At 48.5% G+C, this 16,021-nt stretch carries 14 protein-coding genes; 13 read left to right on the forward strand and 1 reads right to left on the reverse strand.

The annotated features are described in order from the left end of the window. Positions 1-90: 90 nt before the first annotated feature. The 6 genes from J6600_RS02180 to J6600_RS02205 all read left to right on the forward strand — a co-directional run bounded on the left by J6600_RS02180 (position 91) and on the right by J6600_RS02205 (position 5,586). Entirely contained in the window at positions 91-1,605 is a 1,515-nt protein-coding gene (locus J6600_RS02180) for a class I adenylate-forming enzyme family protein (protein WP_014416929.1), read from the forward strand. A 158-nt stretch (positions 1,606-1,763) separates the two neighbouring features. Further along, positions 1,764-2,624, forward strand: a complete 861-nt coding sequence (locus J6600_RS02185) for an SDR family oxidoreductase (protein ID WP_021495102.1) — start codon at positions 1,764-1,766, stop codon at positions 2,622-2,624. 12 nt (positions 2,625-2,636) lie between these two features. After that, positions 2,637-3,140, forward strand: a complete 504-nt coding sequence (locus J6600_RS02190) for a D-lyxose/D-mannose family sugar isomerase (protein ID WP_209387900.1) — start codon at positions 2,637-2,639, stop codon at positions 3,138-3,140. An 87-nt stretch (positions 3,141-3,227) separates the two neighbouring features. After that, positions 3,228-3,851, forward strand: a complete 624-nt coding sequence (locus J6600_RS02195) for a GNAT family N-acetyltransferase (protein WP_022552606.1) — start codon at positions 3,228-3,230, stop codon at positions 3,849-3,851. 6 nt (positions 3,852-3,857) lie between these two features. After that, entirely contained in the window at positions 3,858-4,280 is a 423-nt protein-coding gene (locus tag J6600_RS02200; protein WP_003156270.1) for a pyridoxamine 5'-phosphate oxidase family protein, read from the forward strand. Positions 4,281-4,776: 496 nt separating this feature from the next. Next, a complete protein-coding gene (locus tag J6600_RS02205; protein ID WP_014416933.1) occupies positions 4,777-5,586 on the forward strand; it encodes a lipid II flippase Amj in 810 nt (269 codons plus the stop codon). Positions 5,587-5,623: 37 nt separating this feature from the next. On the opposite strand, the gene J6600_RS02210 is transcribed toward J6600_RS02205, so the two are convergent. Further along, positions 5,624-5,914, reverse strand: coding sequence for a DUF3817 domain-containing protein (locus tag J6600_RS02210; protein ID WP_014416934.1), 291 nt, complete (start codon positions 5,912-5,914; stop codon positions 5,624-5,626). 176 nt (positions 5,915-6,090) lie between these two features. Between J6600_RS02210 and lrpC the strand changes: the two genes are divergently transcribed. From lrpC to J6600_RS02245, 7 genes are all read left to right on the forward strand, one after another. Next, a complete protein-coding gene (lrpC, locus tag J6600_RS02215) occupies positions 6,091-6,525 on the forward strand; it encodes a transcriptional regulator LrpC (RefSeq protein WP_003156263.1) in 435 nt (144 codons plus the stop codon). 63 nt (positions 6,526-6,588) lie between these two features. After that, positions 6,589-8,775, forward strand: coding sequence for a DNA topoisomerase III (locus J6600_RS02220; protein ID WP_094296448.1), 2,187 nt, complete (start codon positions 6,589-6,591; stop codon positions 8,773-8,775). Positions 8,776-9,008: 233 nt separating this feature from the next. Next, complete coding sequence (locus J6600_RS02225) at positions 9,009-10,094, forward strand: lipoprotein YdaJ (protein ID WP_209387901.1); 1,086 nt, start codon at positions 9,009-9,011, stop codon at positions 10,092-10,094. Further along, positions 10,075-10,923 carry a diguanylate cyclase domain-containing protein gene (locus tag J6600_RS02230; protein ID WP_209387902.1) on the forward strand — a complete coding sequence of 283 codons (849 nt, stop codon included), beginning with the start codon at positions 10,075-10,077 and terminating at the stop codon, positions 10,921-10,923. The genes J6600_RS02225 and J6600_RS02230 overlap by 20 nt, the downstream gene beginning before the upstream one ends. Continuing rightward, positions 10,913-12,640 (forward strand): DUF2334 domain-containing protein, encoded by a 1,728-nt coding sequence (locus J6600_RS02235; RefSeq protein ID WP_209387903.1) that lies wholly within the window; start codon positions 10,913-10,915, stop codon positions 12,638-12,640. Before J6600_RS02230 ends, J6600_RS02235 begins: the two co-directional genes overlap by 11 nt. After that, on the forward strand, positions 12,633-13,895 hold the full coding sequence (locus tag J6600_RS02240) for a glycosyltransferase family 2 protein (protein WP_017419244.1): 1,263 nt from the start codon (positions 12,633-12,635) through the stop codon (positions 13,893-13,895). The genes J6600_RS02235 and J6600_RS02240 overlap by 8 nt, the downstream gene beginning before the upstream one ends. 5 nt (positions 13,896-13,900) lie before the next feature. Continuing rightward, positions 13,901-16,006, forward strand: a complete 2,106-nt coding sequence (locus J6600_RS02245; protein WP_209387904.1) for a cellulose biosynthesis cyclic di-GMP-binding regulatory protein BcsB — start codon at positions 13,901-13,903, stop codon at positions 16,004-16,006. Positions 16,007-16,021 lie beyond the last annotated feature (15 nt).

Below are 16,021 nucleotides of genomic sequence, written 5' to 3' on the forward strand. Positions count from 1 at the left end.
CAAGTTATATTTTTTGGTTTAAAATGGGTTGCGTGAGAAAGAAAATCTGACAGAGTTTTTTTGTGATTTATCATTATGGGAGATGAAAATATGGAGACATTACAGCATCTGATTCTGCATGACATTTCAAATAGCGAAGAGATCGAAGCTGTAAAAAGCGGTGCGTATACCCTGACCTACGCGGAATATCGAAAACGAATCAACCAGCTTGCACAAGCGCTTCTTGATAAAGGAATAAAAAAAGGCGACAGAGTGGCGATGCTTTGCAAAAACGGCCACGCGGCATCCATTGTCATGTTTGCGGCACTCGAAATCGGCGCGGTGGTTGTGCCGGTCAGCTGGCAATTAACACCTTACGAAATGAAAGGCATTTTAGCAGCCTGTGAACCGAAAGCTGTTTTTTACAGCACTGAATTTAAAGAGATCATGGAAGAAGTGCTTCCTGCGCTTGCATCTTCTCTTAAACTGAAGGTCGTAACAGGAACAGCTGCGGAGACAACGCCTGAGTTTGACGCTTTATTGACAGGCTCCGGTGATACACCGGATGTCGAAACGGTGTCTGAAAACGATACGGCATTGCTGATGTTTACCTCAGGTACAACCGGCAATCCGAAACGCTGCATGATCACTCACGGCGGCATATACAACTATGTAAACGCGACATTGGCATACACGGGGAGAATGCAGCATGTCCGCTTCTTAGCATGCCATCCGAATTACCATACGAGCGCGATTATCTGCCAGATGGTCGGCACGATGAGCGGAACGACATTCATTATGACAGACAATCAGGACCCTGTGGAAAACTTGAAGCTCATCGAAAAAGAGAAAATTCAAACCGTGATGGCGCTGCCTGTCTATTACACATACCTGCTGAAAGCATGGGAAACGCATCAGACTGACATGTCTTCTATCGTTTATATGATGACGGGAGGCACAAAGGTGCCAAGCAGTCTGATCCAGCAGTATCTCGACATCGGCATCCCGCTCATGCACGGATACGGAAGCACGGAAGCGTGGGGCATCAGCTCTTGGAATCCGCAAATGGGAATGGATAAAGCCGCTTCCGCGGGTAAACCGATGGAAGAAGTGGACGTCCGCGTTGTAGATCCGGAAACAGGTGAAGTCCTTCCGCAAGGCTCAATCGGAGAAGTCGTTGTGACAAGTCCGTTTTTATTCAAAGGCTACGAAGGTAACGAAGAAGCGACACGAAAAGTGCTGAAAGACGGCTGGTTCCATACCGGCGATTCCGGCTATGTGGATGAAGACGGATTTATCTTTATCACCGGACGTTATAAAGATGTCATCATCTACGGCGGGGACAATATTTATCCCGACCAGATTGAAGAGGTCATTCAGCAAGTGCCGGGCATTCTCGAAACGGCGGTTGTCGGTATCCCTGATCCGCTCTACGGCGAAAAGCCGAAAGCGTTCATCGTGACAAACGGCAGAGAAGGCCTGACAGAAGAAGAAGTGACCCGATTCCTTCAAGAACGTCTTGCCGCCTTTAAAATTCCGGAAATTGAGTTCGTCAGCGAACTTCCGAAAAACAACCTTGGAAAAGTGAGAAAAGACGTGCTCCGCAAACAAGCGGTACGTTCATAATAGAAATTAAAAACCCGGCTGCCAGCCGGGTTTTTTTCTTGCGTTCCATGTGAAACATTTTTCTCCGAAAACGTTTTGAACTGTCTCATTCATGTTTATCCAAAAGACAGCCGAGGTAGACAAGAAATATGAGATCGAACAAGAAGGAGGAACTTGACATGGAAAACTATCCGAAGGAATTCCCGGCGGAATCACAAAACCGCCAGCCGGGCATTGAGAGCGAAATGAATCCGGCGCCTGTTTATGAATACAAAGAATATAAAGGCGCTGATAAATTAAAAGGGAAAACCGCACTTATCACAGGGGGCGACAGCGGTATCGGACGCGCCGTAGCGGTTGCTTACGCGAAGGAAGGCGCAAATGTCGCGATCGTCTATTTTGATGAACACGATGATGCGAAAGATACAAAAAAACGAGTGGAAGAAGAAGGCGTAAAATGTCTGTTAATCCCCGGCGATGTCGGTGAGGAAGACTTTTGTAATGAAGCCGTTGAAAAAACGGTTGAAGAATTCGGGCGTCTTGATATTCTCGTGAATAACGCCGCGGAACAGCATCCGAAAGAAAGCATTAAAGACATCACAAGCGAGCAGCTTCACAGAACCTTTAAGACAAACTTTTACTCACAATTTTATTTGACTAAAAAAGCGATTGATTACATGAAGCCGGGCAGCGCGATCATCAATACGACATCCATTAATCCTTACACAGGCAATCCGCAGCTGATTGACTACACGGCTACGAAAGGCGCGATTAACGGTTTTACGAGATCCATGGCGCAAGCGCTCGTCAACGACGGTATCCGTGTCAACGCCGTGGCGCCGGGTCCGATCTGGACACCGCTTATTCCGGCGACATTCTCAGAAGAAACAGTCGCTTCCTTCGGTCAGACTACGCCGATGGGCCGGGCAGGCCAGCCTGTTGAACATGTCGGCTGCTATGTGCTCTTGGCCTCAGATGAATCATCTTATATGACCGGGCAGACGCTGCATGTCAACGGCGGCAAATTTGTGACCACATAAGGGGGCTGAAGCATGACGATATCGAAACATGACGTGAATGCATACTATCAAAAAGCGGGAATCGTTCTGACTGATGATGAAGTCGAAGACATTCAAATCATGGATTACGGCTTAGACAAGCTTGAGGAAACCGGGCTTCAGCTGTTTATTTACGTGAATACCGACCGCTACTGTTCGAAAGAATTGGTGCTCTTCCCGGGCCAGACGTGTCCGGAACACCGCCATCCGCCGGTCGGCGGCGAGAAGGGAAAACAAGAGACATTCCGCTGCCGCTGGGGGAAGGTGTATCTCTACGTGGAAGGTGAAAAGACAGAGAACCCAAGTGTCCTCCCGCCGGAAGAAGACAAGGAATACTACACCGTCTGGCATGAGATTGTGCTTGAGCCGGGCGGACAATACACCATACCGCCGGATACGAAGCATTGGTTTCAAGCGGGAGAAGAAGGGGCGGTCGTCACGGAAATGTCATCGACAAGCACGGATGATCACGATGTTTTCACCGACCCGCGCATTTAAGGATGAGGCTGCACGCCTCATCTTTTTTTGTATGGAAAAAAATGAATTTACCTGTATAATGGCTAATAAAGGAAAGAAGGTGTGGTCGTGTTTTCCTGTCAAATCCGGGAACATCTGACGATCAGATTGCTTGCCAAAGAAGATACGGACGAATTGTATTCTGTTATGAAGCGAAATCAAAACCATCTCAGCGAATGGCTCAGCTGGGCGGAAGAACTGGCTGATATTGATACGTACCGAGATGTGATCATCCCTGAATGGCGCTATAAATACGCGGAAGAGAATGGGTTTGACGCCGGAATTTTTGTGAAGGGCCGGTTTTGCGGCATGATCAGCATCCATAATGCCGATCCAGTCAATCAAAAAGCAGAGATCGGCTACTGGCTGGATCGAGAGCATGAAGGATTCGGCATTATCACCGCAAGCTGCCGGGCGGTCATCACCCATGCATTTCAGGATCTCGGCCTGAACCGCATCATGATCAGCGCGGCTGAAAAAAACACGAAAAGCAGGGCGGTGGCGGAACGGCTCGGATTTCAGAAAGAAGGACTGACGAGAGAAGGCATTTTCGTACAGGGCGCCTATCATGACACGGTGACCTACAGCATGCTGAAGCGGGAATGGAGCGAAGATCGGCAGAAGAGCACATTTCTTGGTTTAAATGTCTCCCCAATGTGGAAAAGTAACAGCGGAGACGTTAAAAAGGAGTGATTCTTCATGAATCAAAATGAAATCAAAGAAAAAGTGCTTGAAGTACTGGATCATCATAAAGTCGGTTCGCTTGCGACGGTAGAGCAAGGCAAACCGCATTCACGCTACATGACATTTTTCCATGACGGCTTAACGATTTACACGCCGACGAGCAAAGACACTCATAAAGCGGAAGAAATTGAAAACAATCCGAATGTTCATATTCTGTTAGGGTATGACTGTGAAGGATTCGGAGACGCTTATGTGGAAGTGGCCGGAACCGCCAAACTGAACAACTCAGCCGATTTAAAAGAAAAGCTGTGGGATCCGAAACTGGAACGCTGGTTTGACGGAAAAGACGATCCGAACCTGGTGATTCTTGAAATTGAACCGAAGCAGATCAAGCTCATGAACGCGGGTGAAAAAACGCCGGCCGAGCTGGAACTTTAAAAATCATTTGATCATTCAGGGGCAATCTGTTATACTTAATTGCTAAGTGACAACATGCAAATAAAAAAGAAAGTAAACTTCTTTTTTCTGTTTTGATATAGAAGCTTCAGGCTTCAACGGACAGCTTGAAAAAAAGCTGAGCTTATTCTTTTCCTTCTGACATTCGCCCCTAACGAAGAGATGGAAAAAAGACTTTTTGTTTTACAATTCACACCGGCGCGGCTTCGGAGCCGCAGTGACGATTGAGAGGTAGGGCTTTCGTTGTCTTGTGTTCAAGAACTTCCATGGTGTTTACTTTCGAAGAATGATTCTGTCGGAACTGTTTATACGAATCACCCGCGGGCTAAGGCGGGCAACCATATATTATTTATTTGCGTAAGAAAAGAATAAGACAAAACCGCGCCGGACATCCGGGCGGTTTTTTTATGCAACCGGCCGAAACCTCGCCGCAGTCTGCAGAGTCTAATCAGTAGAAAAGATTTGGAGGAATCATACATTGCACGTTATTACTTCACAAGTACTGTTTATCTTCTGTTTTCTGCTGCTGATACATTCGATTGAAACGCTTGCCTATGCAACACGCCTTTCCGGCGCGAGAGTCGGTTTTATCGCGTCCGCGCTGTCATTATTTAATGTCATGGTCATCGTGTCGCGCATGTCAAACATGGTTCAGCAGCCGTTTACCGGACATCTGATTGATGCCGCCGGATCAAACGCCCTGTCTCTTGTGGGCGCCCAGTTTCGATTTTTAATATTCGGCTCCACGGTCGGAACGATACTCGGCATCTGTCTTTTGCCGACATTCGTCGCGTTATTCACCAGGGCGATTATACACTTGGCGGACGGAGGAGGCTCCGTTATGCAGGTATTTAAAAAAGGATTTTCACTGAACGGGCTGAAGCATGCGCGTTCTTATATCAGACTGCCGTCAGTCTCCTATTTAAAGGGGCTTCAATTCCGAATGATCCCGAAACGCTTGTTTGTCATTAATATGGTCATTACGTCTATTTACACGATCGGTGTTCTGTCCGCTCTGTACGCCGGCCTTCTGGCGCCTGAGCACAGCACGACGGCCGTGATGGCATCAGGCTTAATCAACGGAGTTGCGACTATGCTGTTGGCTGTGTTTGTTGATCCGAAAGTTTCCGTACTGGCAGACGATGTGGCGAAGGGCAAGCGCAGCTACGTCTCCTTAAAATGGACATCATTGACGATGGTCACATCAAGGGTCGCGGGCACGCTTCTCGCCCAGCTCGTATTCATCCCTGGCGCTTATTATATCGCCTGGGTGACGAAATGGATGTAACGCATGAAAAAAGCTCCTCTGCAGAAGAGGAGCTTTTTTATTGATAATGTCTCAGGCCGCGATCATAAATAAAATTACCGAACGGAATAAAGGCCGCGATAAAACCGGCGGCTGACCATTTCACATGCCATTTGACAGTAAACGCCGCATACGCCAGCACCGCCAGATAAATGATAAACAAACAGCCGTGAATGGAACCGGCAATGGTGACGGCGAGCGGATGATGAGCCCAATACTTCAGCGGCATCGCGATAAACAGCAGCACCAAAAGCGACATTCCTTCAATAAACCCCATCGTGCGAAGTCTGCCGATCGGCGTGTGTAACATACAGCTCCCTCCTGTCGGACATCTTTTTTCCTCTATACTATAAGCAAAGGGCAGTCCTAATATGACCATTTCGCGTCTGTTCCTAAAAAACCTGCATGATTTCAGCCTGTTGTTCTTGTCATTTTTCGGATTTCTCTTGATAATATAGCCAAAAGGGTAAGGAAGGACTACAAGTCATGAAACTAGATAATGTTGATCTGAGCATCATTAAAGAGCTGCAGCGGGACAGCCGCCTGTCCATGCGGGAGCTTGGCAGAAAAATCAAATTGTCAGCCCCGTCCGTCACAGAGCGTGTCAGACAGCTTGAATCCTTCGGCGTTATTAAGCGCTATACATTGGACATTGATCAAAAAAAGATCGGACTTCCCGTTTCCTGCATTGTCGAAGCGACGGTGAAAAACGGAAAATACGATCAATTCAAAACCTACATTCAATCCATTCCCAACATTGAATTTTGTTTTCGGGTCGCCGGCGCGGCGTGTTATATGCTGAAGATTAACGCGGACAGCCTGGAAACGATCGAACACTTCATTAACCGCACCTCTCCGTATGCCCAAACCGTGACCCACGTCATTTTCTCAGAAATTGACACAAAAAACGTCCTCGATTAGAGAGAGCGTGAGGAAGTCTGTTATAATAACAGGATGATTGTGAAAGAAAGAGAAGTGAAAAGCATGTCAAAAACAGTTGTATTAGCTGAAAAACCTTCAGTCGGCCGGGACTTGGCCCGCGTGCTGAAGTGTCATAAAAAAGGAAACGGATATCTTGAAGGCGACCGCTACATCGTCACATGGGCGCTCGGGCATCTGGTAACGCTCGCTGACCCTGAAGGATACGGCAAAGAATTTCAATCATGGCGGCTTGAGGATCTGCCGATTATTCCGGAGCCTTTAAAGCTCGTCGTCATTAAAAAAACAGGAAAACAGTTCAATGCGGTCAAAGCTCAGCTTGTCCGGAAAGACGTCAGCCAGATCGTAATCGCTACAGACGCAGGACGGGAAGGGGAGCTTGTGGCCCGCTGGATCATCGAGAAGGCAAACGTCCGCAAACCGATTAAGCGGCTGTGGATTTCTTCTGTGACAGATAAGGCGATTAAAGAAGGATTCCAGAAGCTTCGCAGCGGCAAAGAGTACGAAAACCTGTATCATTCCGCGGTTGCCAGAGCGGAAGCGGATTGGATCGTCGGCATCAACGCGACCCGCGCCCTGACGACGAAATTTAACGCACAGCTGTCATGCGGACGCGTTCAGACTCCGACACTGGCGATGATCGCCAAGCGTGAAGCGGATATTCAGGCGTTCAAACCCGTTCCTTATTACGGTCTCCGCGCGGCGGCTGATCAGATGACGCTGACATGGCAGGATAAAAAAACAAAGCAGACAAGAACGTTCGATCAGACGGTGACCGGCCGTTTGACAAAAGATCTGCAAGGAAAGCCGGCAGTCATTTCAGAATTGAAAAAAACGGCGAAGAAAAGCTTCGCTCCCGGTCTTTACGACTTGACGGAATTGCAGCGGGACGCTCATAAGCGCTTCGGTTTTTCCGCAAAAGAGACGCTGTCCGTGCTTCAAAAGCTGTATGAACAGCATAAGCTTGTCACTTACCCGCGGACAGATTCCAGATTCCTTTCCGCAGACATCGTGCCGACTTTAAAAGACCGTTTAAACGGCATGGAAGTTAAGCCGTACGCACAGTACGTCAATCAAATACTGAAGCGGGGCGTCAAAGCGCATAAAGGATTCGTCAATGATGCGAAAGTATCGGATCACCATGCCATCATTCCGACAGAGGAGCCGCTGATCCTTTCAAGCCTCAGCGACAAAGAACGAAAACTTTACGATCTGATTGCCAAACGTTTTCTCGCCGTGTTAATGCCGGCGTTCGAATACGAAGAAACAAAGGTTACAGCCGATATCGGCGGCGAAACATTTACCGCAAAAGGGAAAACGGTTCAATCGCCTGGCTGGAAAGCCGTGTATGATATGTACGAGGATGACGACGATCACGAGGAAGACAAAGACCAGACGCTCCCGGATCTTCAGCAGGGTCAGCGCCTCACTGTCTCATCATTGAAAGAAACGAGCGGACAGACGAAACCGCCGGCGCGCTTTAATGAAGGCACGCTGTTATCCGCAATGGAGAACCCAAGCGCCTTTATGCAGGGAGAAGAGAAGAACCTTGTGAAAACATTGGGTGAAACCGGCGGACTCGGAACAGTCGCCACCCGCGCTGATATCATTGAAAAACTGTTCAATAGTTTCTTAATCGAGAAAAAAGAAAAAGATATTTTCATCACGTCAAAAGGGAAGCAGCTCTTACAGCTCGTCCCGGAAGATTTAAAATCACCGGCCTTAACCGCTGAGTGGGAGCAAAAGCTCTCCGCCATCGCAGCGGGCAAACTGAAATCCGCCGTGTTCATTAAAGACATGAAAACATATGCGGGCAAAACGGTGAAGGAAATCAAAAACAGCAGCCAAACCTTCAGACATGACAACATTTCAGGCACCGCCTGCCCTGATTGCGGCAAAATGATGCTTAAAGTCAACGGCAAACGCGGCACGATGCTCGTATGTCAGGATCGTGAGTGCGGCAGCCGGAAAACGCTGGCAAGAAAAACAAACGCCCGCTGCCCGAACTGTCATAAGAAAATGGAGCTTCGCGGCCAGGGTGAAGGCCAAACCTTCGCATGTGTATGCGGCCACCGGGAGAAACTGTCCGTCTTTGAAAAGCGCAAGGCGAAAGATAAATCCGGACGCGCATCCAAGCGGGACATCAACTCTTATATGAAAAGCCAAAACAAAGAGGAGCCGATGAACAACGCGCTGGCAGAACAGCTGAAAAAACTCGGCCTGGATAAATAGATCAGAGAAAGGCAGCATTTGTAAAGAAATGCTGCCTTTTGTTGTGTTTTTAACTGTAATGGGAATACGATCCAGACGAAGAGGGGAAAGGTGAGCAGGCGGCGCTCCCATTTAAAATTTTCCAATGTGAAAAAATGCTAGTATTCTTTTATCGTTTCCTATATAGTAAAAATACTTTGTGAAAAAATAAGATATGGGTCTAAAAAAGGGTTTATAAAATAGGAGGATGGACTGTGAAGCAATTCGTTTTTCGTCTGATGATCCTTTTGATTTCGATCGTTCTGACGGCGGGGTGCGCGGAGGCCGGCACTGAAAAACAGGCGGCGGCCGAACCGTCCGGACCGCTTCAGCCCGCAGAGCATTTTATTTATCATAAATTGATGAACGGGCGGGGGATGATCCGGACGAACATATCCGGTGAGCCGGAATATTTATCTGAGTCTCTCGGACTATGGATGGCATTTTTGCTGAACAGGAAAGATGAACGGCAGTTTCAAGCGCAATATCAGCTTCTCACCGATTCGTTTCTGACGAAAAACGGGCTCGTGTCGTGGAAGATTGACGGGAATAAAGCGAGCGGCACCAATGCCTTAATTGATGATTTCAGAATTATGAACTGTCTGAATGAGGCCGGAACCCTGTGGGGAAACAGTGAATACGGGAAAACGTCGGTGCAGATCGGGAAGGCGCTGGAAAAATACAATACGAATGACGGGTATTTTACGGATTATTATGATGCCGCTTCAAATGCCGCGTCAAAGACCGTGACGTTGTCCTATGTCGACCCCGGCGCCTTACAGATGCTCAGAGAAAAGGGAATTATCGATGAGAAAACGGAAAACCTGAACCTTGATGTTCTCAATCTTGCGCCCCTGAAAAATGGTTTTCTGCCGAAATCGTTCAATACCGAAACTAAGGAATACAAATATGACAGCGAAGTGAATGTCATCGACCAGCTGTACGCCGCCGTGAATCTGAAGCGGGGCGATGACAAAGCCGCCGTGCTGTCAAAATGGATCATAGAAGAATGGAAGTCGCGCGGACAGCTGTACGGACGATACATCGCAGACACGAAGAAGCCGGCGGTTCAATACGAATCACCGTCCGTTTACGCCCTGGCCGTTCTTTTTTTAGCAGAACAAAAAGCTGATCCGGCTGTCATCAAGCCGCTTTATGAAAGAATGACTTCATTTGAAACACTGGACACGCTGAAACCTGATTACGGCGGCTATATGAGCGGGGGCGATACACATTCTTTCGATAACCTGCTGCCGCTTCTGGCTGAAAGGAAATTGTTTAATGAAAATATCATTCAATGAATCACAAAAACTGTGCAGCTACACAGCAGTTATGCTGGTGCTGCTGTCTTTTTTTATTTACTATGCGTCTCAGCAATCCGCAGGGCTTCTGATAACCTGCATCACATTGCTTGTCACGGGAGCCGGCATATGGTTCGGGGCAATCTACGCGCTCGTCATCACCTTACTCGTCTTATTTGTTCTCGGCAGCCTGCTCCTGTGGTTTCAGACCGGGGGCTTTATGGCGTCTGCCGGTGCCGAAAGTCTGCAGGTGCTGGTCATTTGGGGGATTGCGCTGCTGCTCTTTTCTTACATAGCGGGAAGGATTCACGAGTTGGCGAAGGAGCTTGAGCGCTCAGTGAAACAGCTGCGTGAAGAGATTACGAGCTTTGTCGCCGTCGACAGGGTGACCGGCTTTGACAACCATCTGCGGATGAAGCTGGAGCTTTCTGAGGAAATCAAGCGGGCGGAACGCTACGGCAATTCCTTCGTCTTTTTGCTGCTGCACATGCATTATTTCAAGGAATTCAAATCCCTCTACGGAGAAAAAGAGACCGACCGTCTGCTGGCATTTATCAGCCGCCAAATCCGGTCAAGCGTTCGGGAAACAGACAAAAAATTCAGGCCGTCCGCCGAACGGTTCGGCATCGTGCTGACCCATACGCCTGAAGAAAACATGCCGGCCGTTCTGGCGAAGCTGAAAAAGGAATTGGATACGTACCGGCTGCAAAACGGTAAATACGTCTCCATCACCTTCCGTGTATGTTACTTGGCGTACCGAAAGGATTTACAAACGGCCGAGCAATTTTTAAATGAACTGGAAAACGAGATGATGATGAATGAACTCTAAATGGATACGTCTCTTACTCTCGGCGCTCTTCATGATTTCGGCGGTTTATGTTCCCCTTACGGCGGAAGCAAAAGACAAAAAGGACGGCATTCTCATTATTTATACAAGCACGGACGGCAAAGAAACCGCTGAGGTCAAAATGCTTGATCTGACCGCGGGCCATTTCTCATCAGCCGTCACCGTGAAAAGCGACGGAGACATCACAGCCGCGGACCTCAAAAAGAATCGGCGCGTCATCTATTACGGCGTCACGAAAAAAAAGCTCAGCACATCATTTGTGTCACTGATCAGCAGTATGCCGCAGCAGCTTATCAGTATCGGCTATAACGCCGGACAGTTCCGCCAATTTGCGGGTTTGTCCCTGACAGAGAAAGAAACGGTATACCGCATTTACAGCAAGAAAGAAAAAACAGACATGCCGCTTGAAAAAGGAATGTCCGTGCTCGGCGTATCGGGAGTAAAAGGAAAGCCCCTTTATACATACCGGTCCGGTGACGGCGGCACCCGCCCTTTTATGTGGAAAACGGCGCGCTCTGACTATTATTTCGGTGTGACGAGCCTGTTAAATGATTCGTTTCTGACGGCGAAAGCGCTGCGCAGCGCATTCGGAGAATCAGAAGGCGGCACCCTCCTTTACTTGCGGCTTGAAGACATCAGTCCGATGTCAGATGAAACATTGCTTTACGAAGCGGGCGCTTACCTGCATAAAAGACACATTCCGTTTATTCTGGCGGTCATTCCGGTCTATCTCAATCCGGAAAACGGAGAAAAAGTATACCTGGCGGACAAGCCGAAAATGGTCAGCGTCCTGAAAAAACTTCAGCAAATGGGCGGCAGCATCATTATTCACGGCTACACGCACGCATACCGATACAGCGAAACGGGAGAAGGCTTTGAATTTTGGGATGCCAAAGCGGATCAGCCGATTACGTCAGAAAATGCGGATGATACTCCGGTCAAGCTTGAAAAGGAACAGGATTTTCCGAATGAAAAAGCGTACCGGTCGTATGTGAAGCCTTTCCGTGAAAAAGAAAACATCTACACGAGAACGAAGCTGGAGCAGGCGATTGACGATCTGACAGAGCTCGGCCTTTACCCGCTGTCATTCGAAGCGCCGCACTATACGATGTCTGAAGAAGGCTACAAAATCGCATCTTCTTATTTCTCCAGCATTTTCGGACAAGTGCAGCTCAGCGGCACGACGTGGAAAACCTCGGGCGCCCCCCCGTTCGTCTCAAAGCCGGCTATGCTGGACGGGATGACGCTGTACCCTGAAACAATCGGTTATGCCGATAACTCAAAGGAAAATCCGCTCGGAGATATGGAGAATCATATTTCGCAGATGATTGATTTCGGCGGCGGAGTGGCGGGCGGTTTCTACCATCCGTATCTCGGCATGAAATACCTCCCCGAGCTCGTCAATCAGATGGAGCGGATTCCCGGCGGCGAGTGGCTCGATCTGAAGAAAACGAAGCAAACGGTAACGTCGGACAGCGTCAGGATCAAAACGGACGGAGACGGAACCATTCATGTGGAAAACAAGATTCATCCGATAACGGCCTTTTTCAATCACCATCAGCAGACGCCTCTGGAAAAAGCGCTTTGGATTCTCTCCGGCGTGGTGTTATTGTTTATCATCATGTTCGCCTGCTACGTTCTTTATTTGCGCGCCACATTAAAAAAACGAATCTTTAAGGAGAGAAGAAGCCTTGAGTAACATTCTGTTTTTTATCTCATTAAGTTTAATATGGGTGATGCTTCTCTATCACATGTTTCTGATGCAGGGCGGATTCAGGCATTATATGACCTTCGAACGGAACATTCCGAAATGGCGTGCAAAGATGGGGGAGCTCCCGAAGGTCAGCGTGCTCATTCCCGCGCATAATGAGGAGGTCGTCATCAGGCAGACGCTGAAGGCGATGGTGAACCTGTATTATCCGAAAGACAGGCTTGAGATCATCGTCGTTAACGATAATTCCTCCGACCGGACGGGAGACATCGTCAATGAATTTTCCCGTCAGTATGACTTCATTAAAATGGTCATCACAAAGCCCCCTAACGCCGGAAAAGGGAAATCTTCGGCGCTGAACTCAGGGTTCGCGGAATCGAACGGAGACGTGATCTGCGTGTATGATGCGGACAATACGCCGGAAAAAATGGCGGTGTACTACCTGGTTCTCGGTCTGATGAATGATGAGAAAGCGGGAGCGGTTGTCGGGAAATTTCGTGTCATCAACGCGGCCAAAACGATCCTGACGAAGTTTATCAATATTGAAACCATCTGCTTTCAGTGGATGGCGCAGGGCGGCAGATGGAAATGGTTCAAAATCGCCACCATCCCGGGGACGAACTTCGCGATCAGGCGGAGCATTATCGAACAGCTCGGCGGCTGGGATGATAAGGCGCTGGCGGAGGATACCGAGCTGACCATCCGCGTGTATAATCTCGGCTACCATATCCGCTTTTTCCCGGCGGCCGTGACATGGGAGCAGGAGCCTGAGACATGGAAGGTCTGGTGGCGTCAGCGGACAAGATGGGCGCGCGGCAACCAATACGTCGTTCTCAAGTTTTTATCCCAATTTTTCAAGCTGAAACGCAAGCGGATCATCTTCGATCTGTTTTATTTCTTTTTTACGTATTTTTTGTTTTTCTTCGGTGTGATCATGTCAAACACGATTTTTATCATCAATCTTTTTTACGACCTGCATCTGGCAGTCGGGTTTTTGGCGATGATTTTGTGGATACTGGCCTTTTTCCTGTTTATGACTGAGGTCATGATTACTTTAAGCATTGAAAAAACAGAAATGAACAAACAAAACTTCTTTATCGTATTTCTGATGTACTTTACATACTCCCAGGCTTGGATCGTGCTCGTCATCTGGTCATTATTCACAGAGATTAAGCACCGCTTGTTCAAGCAGGAAGTCAAGTGGTACAAAACGGAGCGATACAATCAAAATAAAAGCGGGTGACCTTTTTGAAAAAAGCGATCATATTGATAACTGGCCTTTTGCTATTGATGCATAACGGGCAGGAGGCCGCGGCCCGGGAACTGAAAACGGACGGTTCCGCCCTCGGAACAAGCGCCGGCGCAAAAGAGCAGCAGGCGCTGACTGGCGATCTGATGACACTGTACGGGGCGAAAGACAGCGCAGAGCTGACCTATCAGATTCCTGCGGGAGCTTCGAATACCGATCAGTCGCTTCTGATTGATTACGAGGCGTCAAACTTATTAATTGCCCCGTCTTCTTTAACCATCGCCATTGATGATGAACCCGTCAAATCCATAAAGCTTGACGGCAGTTCCAAGCGGAAAACGGTGAAGCTCAATCTCAGCAAAAGCCAATCCGCCCAAGGCTATCACAATGTATCATTACGATTTTACGGCGTGTTAAAAGAGGGCGTCTGCGTCAGGCAGGATACGTCAGGCAACTGGATAAAAATTTATCCGGACAGCCGCCTTGTGCTTTCAGAAGCAAGCAAGTCAAAGGGAGCGGATCTCGGCCATTTCCCGTATCCGTTTGCCCAATCAGGCAATACGGGTGAAGAAACCGATATTATTCTTCCTGACAAACCGACCTCGGCGGAAGCTGAAGCCGCAGTCAAAACAGAAGCATTTCTGAAAACGGCAGACAGCAGGCTGAAGGTATCCTATGTAAAAGAATCCGACGCCGGCAAAATCAGCAATCCGTCAATTGTCATCGGCGCTGATCGGCATTGGAACGGCAAAATAAAAGAACTTTTCGATCAGGGGAACATCAAAGCGGAAGACAACAAACTTCTTCTCGCTGAACGGGTTCTGACATCAGGGGACAAACGGCAGCCCGTCCTGTTTGTCACGGCGCAATCAGACAAAACGCTGGCGGATAAAATCCGCGTCATCACAGACAGCGCTTATTCAGGCCAGCTGGGCGGAGATACTTTGACAATCGGCCGCCTTCAGCCCGCTGCGGAAAAGACAGGCAATAAACTGACATTAGAGGACTTCGGCGCGGGAAATGTAACGGTCGGATCAAACAAAACGGCGTCAGAGCACTTCTTTTACCCTGCGGCGGCCGCTGTTGATAAAGACGGTAAGGTCAAGCTTTCACTTACATTAAAAACGTCGGAATCGATCCGGACGAAGGCGGATTCAGCAAATGACGCCGAGAGAGCGGAGCTGAACGTCATGGTCAACGGACAGCCGAATGCGGTGCGTCTTGATGATCTCGGCAATAAAGATAAAGACGGCTTTTACCACGTCTCAATCCCGATTGATCCGAAGCTTTTGCGAAGCAGCAGGTACATTGATCTGCAATTTGTCACATCAGGCTTGAAACATAACAATCCGTGTATCGACCGTGACGAAAACAAATGGGTCTATATTGATAAAAGCAGCACGCTGACGTATCCGGTAAGCGATGCGGCGCAGAAAGCTGATTTCGGGCAATGGCCGCTCCCGTTTGCGGGCGGCGGGAAAGAGAAAACAGTGATCGTCATCCCGGATGACGTAAACATGCAGACACTGAAAGAGCTTTCTCTGGTGGCGGATTCATTCGGAAACGGCTTTACCGTAAAGACGGCATCAGACATGAAGGAAGCGGATGCCAAAGGCCGGAATGTTGTGTTTATCGGAGGCCTGCCGCAAATTCCGCTTTTGAAATCAAACGCCTCTAAGCTTCTCGTGCCGTCAGACCGCAGCGGCGCGTACGATGTTTCTTCGTTTCAAATGCTGAATGAGACAACGAAACAAGTCGCGTTTACCCAGAAATCACCTTGGGACTCCGGCCGGAGCATCGCTGTTTTTGCTCCGTTATCAGGAAGCGGCGCGGCTGTCACAAAAGAACTGATCAGCTTTTTAGACAGCACAAGCGATGCGGCAACCGTCGTCAACGAAACGACAGGCAAGCAGCTGTTTTCGAACCATCAGCAAATCAAGTCAGATGACAGCAGTCCATCGGCTGATACGAAAAGCCGTTCCGCAGCACTGAACGTCACGTATATCGCTGTTTTCGCGGCGCTTATGATCATTGCGGCCGGTCTGATCTGGCTGACGGCAAGAAGGAAAAAAAGAAAAACGGATCATGAAAAAAGCGAAGAGTAATGAAGGAAAAAGAGG

The organism is Bacillus sp. LJBV19, assembly GCF_017797845.1.
Classification (GTDB): domain Bacteria; phylum Bacillota; class Bacilli; order Bacillales; family Bacillaceae; genus Bacillus; species Bacillus velezensis.

Excerpts from the sequence above, each read along its gene's own strand:
- J6600_RS02180 (WP_014416929.1), top strand. The coding sequence starts at position 91 with ATGGAGACATTACAGCATCTGATTCTGCATGACATTTCAAATAGCGAA.
- J6600_RS02185 (WP_021495102.1), top strand. The coding sequence starts at position 1,764 with ATGGAAAACTATCCGAAGGAATTCCCGGCGGAATCACAAAACCGCCAG.
- J6600_RS02190 (WP_209387900.1), top strand. The coding sequence starts at position 2,637 with ATGACGATATCGAAACATGACGTGAATGCATACTATCAAAAAGCGGGA.
- J6600_RS02200 (WP_003156270.1), top strand. The coding sequence starts at position 3,858 with ATGAATCAAAATGAAATCAAAGAAAAAGTGCTTGAAGTACTGGATCAT.
- J6600_RS02210 (WP_014416934.1), bottom strand. The coding sequence starts at position 5,914 with ATGTTACACACGCCGATCGGCAGACTTCGCACGATGGGGTTTATTGAA.
- lrpC (WP_003156263.1), top strand. The coding sequence starts at position 6,091 with ATGAAACTAGATAATGTTGATCTGAGCATCATTAAAGAGCTGCAGCGG.
- J6600_RS02220 (WP_094296448.1), top strand. The coding sequence starts at position 6,589 with ATGTCAAAAACAGTTGTATTAGCTGAAAAACCTTCAGTCGGCCGGGAC.
- J6600_RS02230 (WP_209387902.1), top strand. The coding sequence starts at position 10,075 with ATGAAAATATCATTCAATGAATCACAAAAACTGTGCAGCTACACAGCA.
- J6600_RS02235 (WP_209387903.1), top strand. The coding sequence starts at position 10,913 with ATGAACTCTAAATGGATACGTCTCTTACTCTCGGCGCTCTTCATGATT.